The sequence below is a fragment of the Pseudomonas sp. S09G 359 genome, from assembly GCF_002843605.1.
GTDB lineage: Bacteria > Pseudomonadota > Gammaproteobacteria > Pseudomonadales > Pseudomonadaceae > Aquipseudomonas.
The window spans coordinates 1,603,958-1,615,652 of record NZ_CP025263.1 but is presented as its reverse complement, the minus strand read 5'-3'; the positions used below and the strand labels follow the sequence as shown (position 1 = coordinate 1,615,652).

The window sequence follows — 11,695 nt, the reverse complement described above, 5'->3', positions numbered from 1 at the left end:
TGCGGCGTTACAGGGTGGCGATGTAAGCCGGTGGCGGATGCAAATCGCAGTTGCGCCCGGCCTTGGCCACTTGGCCGGGCAGCTCATGCCCGAGCAAATCGGGCAAGCGCCGGGACATTTTCAGCAGGTGCGGCAGGTCGATACCGGTGTGAATCCCCACCTCTTCACACAAGTTGACCAAGTCTTCCGTACAGATATTGCCCGACGCCCCCGGCGCAAACGGGCAGCCGCCCAAGCCGCCGAGTGCCGCGTCAAAGCGACGGGCACCGGCCTCATAGGCGGCCAGCACATTGCACAAACCCAAGCCGCGGGTGTTGTGGAAATGCAGGGTCAGATCGCCAGCAGGCACGCGCTGCAGCACGCGCTTGACCAGACGTTCCACCTGACGCGGGTTGGCCATGCCGGTGGTGTCGGCGAGGCTGATGCCCGGGATGCCCAACTCTAGATACGCATCGACAATTTGCAGCACACGGTCTTCATCGATCTTGCCTTCAAACGGGCAGCCGAAGGTGGTGGCGATGCTGGCATTGAGGCGCACTGGATGCTCGCTGGCAAAGCTCACGATGTCACTGAAGGCCGCCAACGACGCTTCGCAGCGCATGCGCATATTCGCCAGGTTATGGGTCTGGCTGGCCGACATCACCAGGTTCAGCTCATCGGCCCGAGACTCGATGGCACGCTGGGCGCCCTTGAGGTTGGGGATCAGCGCCACATAGATCACCCCGGGTTTGCGCTGGATGCCCTGGAACACCTGCTCGCCGTCACGCAAGGCGGGGATGGCTTTGGGCGACACAAATGAACCAGCCTCGATGCGCGAAAAACCCGCCAGGCACAGCTGGTCAATCAGCGCGATCTTGTCGGCCGTCTCGACCCAGGTCGGTTCGATTTGCAGGCCATCGCGCGGGGACACTTCCTGCACGATCAGCGGGTCTGAATAGTCAGTGATCATTGCACCACTCCCGAGGTTTTCAGGCGTTGGATAGCGGCATGCGTCAGGCCGAGGCTGCCAAGGATGTCATCGGTGTGCTGGCCCAGCGTAGGACCTTGCCAGTTCACACCGCCGGGGGTTTCCGAGAGTTTGGGCACGATGCCGGGCATCTTCACCGACACGCCGCCGGGCAGCTCAGCGTTCAGTAGCATGTCACGCGCCTGGTAGTGCGGGTCGCTGACGATATCGGCCACAGAGTAGATGCGCCCGGCTGGCACTTCGGCCGCTTCGAGGGCGCTGAGCACCTGGTCGATGGGCAGGCTGCTGGTCCAGTGGTTGATCGCCGCATCCAGCAAACCACTCTTCGCTGCGCGGCCATCGTTGTGGGCAAACTCGGCGGCTTCGGCCAGGTCGGCGCGGCCGATGGTGGTCATCAGGCGCTTGTAGATCGGGTCGCTGTTGCCGGCAATTACCACGTAGGCGCCATCGGCGGTCAGGTAGGTGTTCGAGGGCGCAATACCCGGCAAGGCGCCGCCGCTGCGTTCACGCACATGGCCGAGCATGTCGTATTCGGGCACCAGGCTTTCCATCAGGTTGAACACACTTTCGGCCAGGGACACGTCGACAATCTGCCCGTCGCCCTGCCCGGTCTTGACCCGCAGCAACGACATCAGCGCGCCGATCACACCATGCAACGACGCGAGGGAATCGCCGAGGCTCACGCCCACCCGCGCCGGCGGCGAATCGGGGTTACCGGTGGTATAGCGGATGCCGCCCATGGCCTCGCCGATGGCACCGAAGCCGGGGCGGTCGCGGTAAGGGCCGGTCTGGCCGTAACCGGAGATGCGCACCAGGGTCAGCTTGGGGTTGAGGGCGTGCAGCACGTCCCAGCCCAGGCCGAGTTTTTCCAGGCCGCCGGGGCGCAGGTTTTCGATCAGCACATCGGCGTCGCCGAGCAGTTGTTTGATCAGGCCCAGGCCTTCGGCGGACTTGAGGTCCAGGGCCAGGGATTTCTTGTTGCGCGACTGCAGGTACCACCACAGCGACGTGCCTTCGTGCAGCTTTCGCCATTTGCGAAGTGGGTCGCCCTGGCCCATGGCTTCGATCTTGATCACCTCGGCGCCGAACTCGCCCATCAGCCGCGCAGCGAACGGCGCGGCGATCAGCGTGCCGATCTCGATCACCTTGATACCGCTCAGGGGAGCCGTCATGGGGTGTACCTCTTATTCTTGGAATGTGCACCAAGGCTAGAGGACAGCCATAGGAGAAATCCAACCGTCAGTTGGCAAGCAGCGTTCGCGAAACGCGAACAACAGTACGCGGCGAGCGGGCTTGCCCGCGTTGGGCTGCGCAGCGGCCCTGAAATCGGCACCTCGGTTAATCCTGACTCAATCAGGTTGAGTTTATTGGGGCTGCTTCGCAACCCAACGCGGGCAAGCCCGCTCGCCACATAAGCCCGCTCGCCACATACCCCCGTTTACCACATAAGCCTGCTCGCCAGATAGATGGGTGTCAGCCTTCCAACGTCCTACTCAGATACTCGAACAACAATCGGCTCACCGGCGACAATTGCGCCTCATCGCGCACCACCAGGATCAAGCTGCGATCCGACCACGCATCCGTCAACGGCACGGCGTGTAAACCCAAGGCACGGCCAAACAGTTCATAGGCCTTGTGCGGCAGGATGCCAATGCCCATATTTGCCTGGACCATCCGGCACATCGCATCAAACCCCGGCACATGGATGCGCAGGCGCAGCATCTTACCGGCCTCGCGCGCAGCGGCGTGGGTGCGCATATTGATCGAGCTGGCCGCGTGCAAGCCCACGTAATCGCTGCCCAGGGTTTCGCTGAAGGCCAGGGATTCGCGCGCCGCCAACGGGTGATCCGCCGGCATCAGCACCACCAGTTTGTCGTGGCGATAGGTCAGGCTGGGCAGGCTTTTGGTGTCGGTATCACTGGAGCAGATGCCCAGGTCGGCCACCCCGTCCAACACGCCTTGCACCACACCATTGCTGGGGCGCTCTTCCAGATCGGTTTTCACTTGCGGGTGCAGCTCGGAAAAATCCCGCAAATCTTCTGGAAGAAACTGAATAATCGCCGAGAGGTTGGCCAGCATCCGCACATACCCGCGTACGCCGTGGCTGTGTTCGCCCAGCTCCAGGCCCATTTTCTCGACGTTAAACAGCATCTGCCGAGCATGGTGCAACAGGGTTTCACCGGCCGCCGTCAGCTCCATGCCCTTGGCGCGGCGCACAAACAGACTCACGCCCAATACCTGCTCCAACTCCATCAAGCGCTTGCTGGCCGCCGACACGGCGATCGCCTCGCGGGCGGCGGCGCGGGTCAGGGTGCCTTCCTCAAACACCGCAACAAACAGCTGCAGAGTGATCAGGTCCAGGCGACGCACCAGGCTCTTGTGCAACATCAGGCGCGCTCGGATGCCAGACGATTGATCTCAGCCTGCTCCACCACCGGTTGCGGCGCACCCTGGCGTACGACCGCCAACATCGCCCGGCCGACGGTTTCGGTGCTCACCACCCAACCCGGTTTCACTCGCCGCAGAAACGACAGCAACGGCCCCAGTACGGAATAAAAAGCCTGGTACAACGGCGTCTTCGAACGCACGCCGTGCAACGGCTGGATCACCCCCGGGCGAAACAGATACACCGCCTTGAACGGCAGGCGCAGCAAGGCATTCTCGGTCTTGCCCTTGACCCGCGCCCACATCGACTTACCCGCCTCGGAGCTGTCGGTGCCAGCGCCGGACACATAGATAAACGTCATCTGCGGATTGAGCCGCGCCAACGTGCTGGCGGCCACAAGAGTGAGGTCATAGGTGAGGTGGGTGTACTGGGTTTCCTTCATGCCTGCCGACGAAACGCCGAGGCAGAAAAAACACGCATCAAAGCCTTGCAGCAGGTTTTCCAACGGCTGGAAATCCAACATGTCGCTGTGCAACACCTGGTGCAGCTTGCCGTGTTCCTGGGTCAAGGGCGTGCGGCCGACGGCTACCACTTCCTGCACGTCAGCAGCCAGCAGGCACTCGCGTAGAACACCCTGGCCGACCATGCCGGTGGCACCGAATAACAGAACTCTCATGGGGTGGGTTCCTAGGTTACAAACAATAAGCGGCACGTTAGAGACAAACACATTATCAGCTTGTAGCTTACCGCTGAAAAAGGATAAGCCTGCCCTTGAAAAATACCACCACCCTCACCCTCGCCTGCAGCGCCGCCTTCCTAAGCCAGGTCGGTATCAGCAGCTACTTGCCGGCCGTCCCGGCCATCGCCCAGGCATTGCCCGCCGCCGAAGACCACGTGGCGCTAGCGCTGGCGGTGTACCTGATGGGCATGGCGCTGCCCATGTTGCTATGGGGCAGCCTGGGTGAGCGGTTGGGTCGAAAGCCGGTGTTGCTGGCGGCGCTGGCGGTGTATGCGTTGGCGAGTGCGGCGATTCCGTCGGCGTTCAATGTCGAATCGTTTCTCGCGTTGCGGCTGATGCAGGGCTTGGGTGCGGGCGGTGTTTCGGTGATGGCGCGGGTGTTGGTGCGTGACAGTTTCAGCGGTGCGTTGTTGGCCAAAGGCCTGTCGTGGCTGGGCATGACCTTTGTGATCGCGCTGGGTATCGGCCAGTTTGCGGGTTCGGTGTTGCAGGTAGTGTTTGGCTGGGAAGCAATTTTTTATGCGCTGGCAATCGGTGCGGCCGCGTTGATGGCGTTCTTGCAAAGAGTAAAATTTCCGACGCTAGTGAATCGCGACTCTGCGCTCTCGGCCCGGCGCATCTACGTCACGATTTTGCGCCATCCGCCCTTCCTGTACGCCGCCTTGGCCGGCGGGCTGGGCTATGGGGTAATCATTGCGTTCAACACCTGCGCGCCGCTGATACTGCAGGGGCGTTTCGAGTGGAGTGCGGCTCAGTATGGCTGGCTGGGGTGGCCGATCAGCGCGGCGTATCTGGCGGGGGCGTTGATGGTCAACCGGTTCGTCGCTCGCACGGGCCGTTTGACGATGATGAGTTGGGGCGTAGCCCTGGTGTTGCTGGGCAGTGCGGTGATGCTGTTGGGCAGTGTATTTGCCAGCGGGCTTGCGATGTTGCTGTGGCTACCGTATTGCCTGGCAGTGCTGGGGCAGTCGATGAGTTATCCGATCAGTTTGTCCCTGGCCAACGATGCGTCCCCGATCAGCGGCGCCTATGCCATGGCCTTGAGCGGCTTTATGCATCAACTGATGGCTGCCCTAATCGGCGGCGGAGCGAGCCTGCTGGTAAGCCAGCAGGCATGGCCATTGGCACTGTTATGTGTGGCGTTGGCGAGCGGCGCAAGCATATGCGTCGCCCGGTGCAGGACGGATCAGAACGCGTTGCGAAAGATCTCCTCAATCTGACGCTGATCCGCACGCCGGGGGTTGGTCAGCCCACACGCGTCCTTCAACGCGTTGGTCGCCAGCAGCGGAATATCCTGCAACTTGGCGCCCAGTTCGCGTAGGCCGGCGGGGATTTCCACGTCGTGGGCCAGCGTGCGGATCGCGGCGATGGCGGCCTGGGCGCCCTCTTCTGCGGTGATGCCCTTGATGTCGGCGCCCAATGCGCGGCCCACATCGCTCAGGCGTTTGGCGCTGACGCTGGCGTTGAAGCTTTGCACGTGGGGCAGCAACACCGCGTTGCACACGCCGTGGGGCAGGTCGTACAGGCCGCCCAATTGGTGGGCCATGGCGTGTACGAAGCCCAGGGATGCGTTGTTGAAGGCCATGCCGGCGAGGAATTGTGCATACGCCATGTTTTCCCGCGCGGCCTTGTCGCTGCCGTCGCGCACGGCCAGGCGCAGGTTGGCGCTGATCAGTTCGATGGCCTTGATCGCGCAGGCGTCGGTGATCGGCGTGGCGGCGGTGGACACGTAGGCTTCGATGGCATGAGTCAGGGCGTCCATGCCGGTGGCGGCGGTGAGCCCCTTGGGCATGCCCACCATCAGCGCCGGGTCATTGACCGACAGCAACGGCGTGACATTGCGGTCGACGATGGCCATTTTCACGTGGCGGGTTTCGTCGGTGATGATGCAAAACCGGGTCATTTCGCTGGCCGTGCCGGCGGTGGTGTTGATGGCAACCAGGGGCAACTGCGGCTTGGCCGATTGGTCGACGCCTTCGTAATCGCCGATATGCCCGCCGTTGGTGGCACACAGGGCGATGCCCTTGGCGCAGTCATGGGGAGAACCACCGCCGAGCGACACGACAAAATCGCAGGCACTCTTTTGCAACAGCGCCAGGCCCTTCTCGACGTTTTCCACATTGGGGTTGGGTTTTGCGCCGTCGTAGATCACCGAGTCGATGTCCTGCATCGCCAGCCTCTCGGCGATCATGCTGGCCACGCCCGCCTTGGCCAGGCCTGCGTCGGTGACGATCAGCGCCTTGCGAAAACCGTAGTTGCGGATGGCGGTCATGGCTTCGTCGAGGCAGTCGGTGCCCATGATGTTGACGGCGGGAATGAAGAAGGTGCTGCTCATGGCGAATCCTCGGATGACGTGTATGCCTACAGCATCGGCGTCACTTGCCTACGGCATCTTGACCAGGATCAACGCTCGCTCGTGATAAAGTCACCGTCCAGCCGATTTTGAGTAGCCCGCCGCAATGAAGGATTTCCACGATATTGACGCCCACCTTGAAGACTGGAGCGCGCTGCGCAGCACCGTCGCCTTCAATGGGATTCTGATCGGTAACGGCGCGAGCCGTGCGATTTGGGAAGACTTTGCCTACGACTCGCTGTTCGAAAACGCGCGCACCGTCGAAGAAAAACCCCTGAGCCAATCCGAACTCAGCGTGTTCGACGCCCTGCAAACCCGCAGTTTCGAGCAGGCCCTGGGCGCGTTGAAAACCACCAGTCGGGTCAACAAGGCCCTGGCCGTCAGCTCAGCCGCACCGCGTAACCGCTACTACGCGATCAAGGAAGCGCTGATCAATACCATCCACGCCGTGCACATTCCGTGGCGTCTGGTACAGCCGTCGACGCTGGCGACGATCAACACTGAGCTGAAAAACTACTCGACGGTCTTCACCAGCAACTACGACCTGCTCAACTACTGGGCGATCCTGCACGCGCCGGGCATCGACGACCTGTTCAACAGCGCCGACGCCAGTTTTGACCTGCGCCACACGCGCACCGACGCCACGCGCATCCTCTACCTGCACGGCGGCCTGCACCTGGTGCGCAACCTCGACGGTACCGCGCGCAAATTGCCGACCACCGAAAGCACCTTGCTCAGCAGCTTTGCGATCAACAACACGATCAAGACCCTGGACGATGTGCCGCTGTTTGTCAGCGAAGGCAAAGTGGAAGAGAAACTCAAGACCATCCGCAGTTCGGATTACTTGTCGTTCTGCTATGAGCAACTGCTGAGCCACGAGGGCGCGCTGTGCCTGTTCGGCCACGACTTGGGGCCGCAGGATAAACACCTGGTGGATGCGCTTCGCCAGGCCCGGCTCACGACCCTGGCGATCTCGGTATCAGGGCGCAGTGAAGGGTTTATCCGCCAGCAGAAGCGCCGGTATTCGGAGTTGTTTGATGGGTCTGGCGTAGAGCTCAAGTTCTTCGCGGCGCGCACCCATCCTTTGGGTAATCCGGCGCTGTCAGTGCCGGTAGAACGTTGATCGCCTGACCAACAGAGATCTATGTGGGAGGGGCGGCATTTCAATTCAGCATCGCAGTCACTCTTCGCTGCTGTGCACCACTACCAGCAACTGCGCCTGCACCGCCCCCACCGAGCGAATCCGGTGGGGTTTCTGCGCATTGAAATGCAGTGCATCGCCGCGCTCCAGAATCACCCGCTCGTTCATGAAATCCACTTCTACCTGCCCTTCATGCACGAATAGAAACTCCTCCCCCACATGCTCCTTGAAGGTCTTGTCGGTGAACTCCGCCGGCGGGTAGATGATGAACGGCAGCAGGCTGCGTTCACTCACCTGATGGGCGAGCACCGCGTAACCCGGCGCCGTGTCCGGCCGTTCGTGGCTGCGCACCAGGCTGTAGCTGTCGAGGCTCACGCTGTCTTCGCTGAACAGTTCTTCGACCTTCACGTTCAACGCCTTGGCCAGTTTCAGCGCGGCAGCAATCGACGGCGTGTTGAGCCCGCGCTCGACCTTGGACAGGTAACTTTTGGTCATCCCGGACTTTTCAGCCAGGGCCTCCAGGGTTACGCCAAGTTTTTTTCTTAATAATTTCAAACGGATAGACATGCGCTGCGATTAATCCATGCAGAAAGCGATAGGCCGTGCTTGCCAATGACACTTTGTGTCATATAGCATCTTTAGTGTCATTTGAACTCATCCAGAGAACACAAATATGGCCAAGACATTAGCACTCCCGAAAGACCAACTGGTCAAGCAAGCACTGATCCAAATGCAAAATAGCCTGGCGGATAATACGTGGACCGTGCGGCAAAAGCTGGCGCTGACGTGCCGCATCCTGTTCGAGAACGGCCACGACTCCGGCCTGGCCGGGCAGATCACCGCGCGCGGGCCGCAGCCCGGCACCTACTACACCCAACAACTGGGCCTGGGTTTTGACGAAATCACCGCCAGCAACCTGCTATTGGTGAACGAGGACCTTGAGGTGCTGGAAGGCCACGGCATCCCCAACCCGGCCAACCGTTTCCACAGCTGGGTGTACCGTGGGCGGCCGGATGTGAACTGCATCATCCATACGCACCCCACGCATATCGCTGCGCTGTCGATGCTCGAAGTGCCGTTGCAGGTGTCGCACATGGACCTCTGCCCGCTGTACGAAGATTGCGCGTTCCTCGAGGCCTGGCCGGGGGTGCCGGTGGGCAATGAGGAAGGCGAAATCATCACCACGGCACTCGGCGATAAACGCGCAATCCTGCTCTCGCACCATGGCCAACTGTCGACCGGGGCCAGCGTGGAGGAAGCCTGCGTGATTGCACAGTTGATCGAACGCGCAGCCAAACTGCAGTTGCTGGCGATGGCGGCCGGGACGATCAAGCCGATCCTGCCGGAGTTGGGGCGCGAGGCACATGCCTGGATTTCCCGCCCCAAGCGCCATGGTGCCGCCTTCAACTACTACGCCCGGCAGAACCTGCGCCAGCACGCCGATTGCCTGAACTGACCCGCCCTTTTTCGACAGGAGACCTGCCATGTCCAGCCCCAACATTCACGGCATCATCGGCTACACCATCACCCCGTTCAGCGCCGACGGCCAGCGCGTCGACCTCGACGCCCTGGGCCGCTCCATCGACCGCCTGATCGACAGCGGCGTACATGCCATCGCCCCGCTGGGCAGCACCGGCGAAGGCGCCTACCTGAGCGATGCCGAGTGGGATGAAGTGAGCGCCTACAGTCTCGAAAAAGTCGCCAAGCGCGTGCCGACCATCGTCAGCGTCTCCGACCTCACCACCGCCAAAGCCGTGCGCCGCGCGCGTTACGCCGAACGCCACGGCGCCGATGTGGTGATGGTGTTGCCAGCCTCGTACTGGAAACTCAGCGAGGCGGAAATCCTCGCCCACTACGCCGCGATCGGCGACAGCATCGGCGTGCCGATCATGCTCTACAACAACCCGGCCACCAGCGGCACCGACCTGTCGGTGGACTTGATCCTGCGCATCCTCAAGCAGGTCGAGAACGTGACGATGGTCAAGGAGAGCACCGGCGATATCCAGCGCATGCACCAACTCAAGCGCCACAGCGACGTGCCGTTCTACAACGGCTGCAACCCGCTGGCCCTGGAAGCTTTCGCGGCCGGCGCCAAGGGCTGGTGCACGGCGGCGCCGAACCTGATCCCGCAGTTGAACCTGGATTTGTATGCGGCGGTGCTGGCCAATGACCTGAGGCTGGCGCGGGATCTGTTCTATCGCCAGTTGCCGCTGCTGGAGTTCATCCTCAAGGGCGGTTTGCCGGCAACGATCAAGGCTGGGTTGCGGTTGACCGGGTTGGAGGTGGGGGATCCCCGGTTGCCGGTGTTTCCGTTGGGTGAGGCTGGGATCGAACAGCTCAAGACACTGTTGCGATAGAAATACATAACAAATGTGGGAGGGGGCTTGCCCCCGATGGCAGTGGGTCAGTCAATAAAGTTGTGGCTGACACACCGCCATCGGGGGCAAGCCCCCCTCCCACATTTGTTATGTGTTGAAGCTTAAATAGAGACAAATAGCAATAATTCTCGATATCATTCGCGACTTTCTACGTCGTGCTTCGTCAAGAAGGATATCCATGTCGCGTCCCAAGCCCGACCCGTTGTCGGCCGATGCCTTTCGCGGGTTTTATGCAGATATTCTGTATTTCCTGCGCAAACGCACGGACAACGCCAGCGATGCGGCTGACATGACCCAGGATGTCTTTACCCAGTGGCTGGACTACCGCGACCGTGCCAAGGTCGAGCAGCCACGGGCGTTTCTGTTCCAGATGGCGCGCAACCTGCTGCGTGATCACTGGCGCAAACAGAAGGTACGGCACACCGCCCACTCTGATCAGGCCGACATGGACGCGGAACCTGTCACCGACGAGCAAAACGACCCCATGGCCGCCGCGCAGCGCTTGCAACGCCTGGAACAGTTGAAAGAAGTCCTCGCCGAACTCTCGCCCCGCAGGCGAGAAGCCCTTATGCTGCACCGCTTCGAAGGCCTGAGCCAGGCGCAGATCGCCGAGCGCATGGGCATTTCGACCAGCATGGTGGAAAAGCACATCGCCTTGGCCCTGCTGCATTGCAAGCGACGCCTTCAAAACGACCCCGGCACGGAGCAGCCAGAATGAACCGCCTGAGCGACATCGACGCCCTGGATATCGAGGCGAGCGACTCCATCGATGCCCAAGCCGCCAGCTGGTTTGCACGCAACCGTAACGACGCGGGCCGTGCCGACCGCAAGGCCTTTGCCGCCTGGCAGGCGACGCCAGCGCATGCCCGCGCCTATGCCGAATTCGAACAACTGTGGGCCGACCTCGCCCAGTTGCAGCAACTGAACAAACCCGTGGCGCTGCCCACACGCAAACCGTCGGTGTGGCGCCCTGCCCTGGCCGTGGCCGCCGCCGTGCTGTGCGCCGTGCTGACCACGCAAATCGGCGCGCCCCGCGCGCTGTATCACACCCAAGTGGCGGCCCACGCCAAGGGCATGCGCACCCTCGACCTGCCCGACGGCAGCACCTTGTTTGTGAATGCCAACACCCGCGTGCGCGTGGACTTCAGCGCCCACCAGCGCATCGTGCATTTGGACAAGGGCCAGGTGTATATCGAAGTGGCCGCCGACAAGGAACGGCCGCTGTTCGTGCAAGCCGGCGAGGCCAATGTGCGGGTGGTCGGTACCGGCTTCGATGTACGCCGCAGCCAGCAGCAATTGGTAGTCAGCGTCGCCCATGGCCAGGTCGCTTTCGAGCCCGACGCAAAAAGCCCGGTGGCCCTGCTGGGCGCCCAGCAACGCGCCAGCTACAACTACGCCAAGGGCACTGTGCAACAGCAAACCCTTACCGCCGAAGAAGTGGCCGACTGGCGCAGCGGGCACTTGTCGTTTCGCAACCGTGAACTGGCCAGCCTGATCGATGAATTGAGCCTGTATCGCCCTCAGGCTCCCCTGCTGGTGAGCAACGCCGTGGCGCACTTGAAGGTGTCGGGTAACTTGGATGTGAATGACCCCGACGCGTTGCTCAACGCCCTGCCGGCCCTGCTGCCGGTTAAAACCGTGGCCTCGGCCGATGGCATCGTGCGGATAGAACCGAGCAAATAACCCTTCGCAAAGCATAGTTGAGAATATTTTTCATTCGCAGGTGTGGAT

At 61.7% G+C, this 11,695-nt stretch carries 12 protein-coding genes; 6 read left to right on the top strand and 6 right to left on the bottom strand.

Annotated elements, in window-relative coordinates; translation table 11 throughout:
* Positions 1–7: 7 nt before the first annotated feature.
* The 4 genes from CXQ82_RS07280 to CXQ82_RS07265 all read right to left on the bottom strand — a co-directional run bounded on the left by CXQ82_RS07280 (position 8) and on the right by CXQ82_RS07265 (position 4,029).
* A complete protein-coding gene (locus CXQ82_RS07280) occupies positions 8–949 on the bottom strand; it encodes a hydroxymethylglutaryl-CoA lyase (protein ID WP_101267499.1) in 942 nt (313 codons plus the stop codon).
* Positions 946–2,139 (bottom strand): CaiB/BaiF CoA-transferase family protein, encoded by a 1,194-nt coding sequence (locus tag CXQ82_RS07275; protein WP_101267496.1) that lies wholly within the window; start codon positions 2,137–2,139, stop codon positions 946–948. Before CXQ82_RS07275 ends, CXQ82_RS07280 begins: the two co-directional genes overlap by 4 nt.
* A gap of 301 nt (positions 2,140–2,440) precedes the next feature.
* Positions 2,441–3,355, bottom strand: a complete 915-nt coding sequence (locus CXQ82_RS07270) for a LysR family transcriptional regulator (RefSeq protein ID WP_101267494.1) — start codon at positions 3,353–3,355, stop codon at positions 2,441–2,443.
* Positions 3,355–4,029, bottom strand: coding sequence for an NAD(P)H-binding protein (locus tag CXQ82_RS07265; protein WP_101267491.1), 675 nt, complete (start codon positions 4,027–4,029; stop codon positions 3,355–3,357). The genes CXQ82_RS07270 and CXQ82_RS07265 overlap by 1 nt, the downstream gene beginning before the upstream one ends.
* Before the next feature lie 95 nt (positions 4,030–4,124).
* Between CXQ82_RS07265 and CXQ82_RS07260 the strand changes: the two genes are divergently transcribed.
* Entirely contained in the window at positions 4,125–5,312 is a 1,188-nt protein-coding gene (locus CXQ82_RS07260) for an MFS transporter (RefSeq protein WP_101267489.1), read from the top strand.
* Here the strand turns inward: CXQ82_RS07260 and yiaY are convergent.
* Positions 5,279–6,427 carry an L-threonine dehydrogenase gene (yiaY, locus tag CXQ82_RS07255; protein WP_101267487.1) on the bottom strand — a complete coding sequence of 383 codons (1,149 nt, stop codon included), beginning with the start codon at positions 6,425–6,427 and terminating at the stop codon, positions 5,279–5,281. The genes CXQ82_RS07260 and yiaY overlap by 34 nt on opposite strands.
* Before the next feature lie 124 nt (positions 6,428–6,551).
* On the opposite strand from yiaY, the gene CXQ82_RS07250 reads away from it, so the two are divergent.
* A complete protein-coding gene (locus tag CXQ82_RS07250; protein ID WP_101267485.1) occupies positions 6,552–7,568 on the top strand; it encodes a DUF4917 family protein in 1,017 nt (338 codons plus the stop codon).
* Positions 7,569–7,625: 57 nt separating this feature from the next.
* Here the strand turns inward: CXQ82_RS07250 and CXQ82_RS07245 are convergent, their stop codons facing one another.
* Positions 7,626–8,153 (bottom strand): helix-turn-helix domain-containing protein, encoded by a 528-nt coding sequence (locus CXQ82_RS07245; protein ID WP_101267483.1) that lies wholly within the window; start codon positions 8,151–8,153, stop codon positions 7,626–7,628.
* Between the two features lie 106 nt (positions 8,154–8,259).
* Here CXQ82_RS07245 and CXQ82_RS07240 point away from each other — a divergent pair, with 106 nt between their 5' ends.
* From CXQ82_RS07240 to CXQ82_RS07225, 4 genes are all read left to right on the top strand, one after another.
* Complete coding sequence (locus tag CXQ82_RS07240) at positions 8,260–9,042, top strand: aldolase (RefSeq protein WP_101267481.1); 783 nt, start codon at positions 8,260–8,262, stop codon at positions 9,040–9,042.
* Positions 9,043–9,070: 28 nt separating this feature from the next.
* Positions 9,071–9,943, top strand: a complete 873-nt coding sequence (locus CXQ82_RS07235; RefSeq protein WP_101267479.1) for a dihydrodipicolinate synthase family protein — start codon at positions 9,071–9,073, stop codon at positions 9,941–9,943.
* 199 nt (positions 9,944–10,142) lie between these two features.
* Complete coding sequence (locus CXQ82_RS07230) at positions 10,143–10,682, top strand: RNA polymerase sigma factor (protein WP_101267477.1); 540 nt, start codon at positions 10,143–10,145, stop codon at positions 10,680–10,682.
* Positions 10,679–11,647, top strand: coding sequence for a FecR domain-containing protein (locus tag CXQ82_RS07225; protein WP_101267475.1), 969 nt, complete (start codon positions 10,679–10,681; stop codon positions 11,645–11,647). The genes CXQ82_RS07230 and CXQ82_RS07225 overlap by 4 nt, the downstream gene beginning before the upstream one ends.
* Positions 11,648–11,695: the final 48 nt, after the last annotated feature.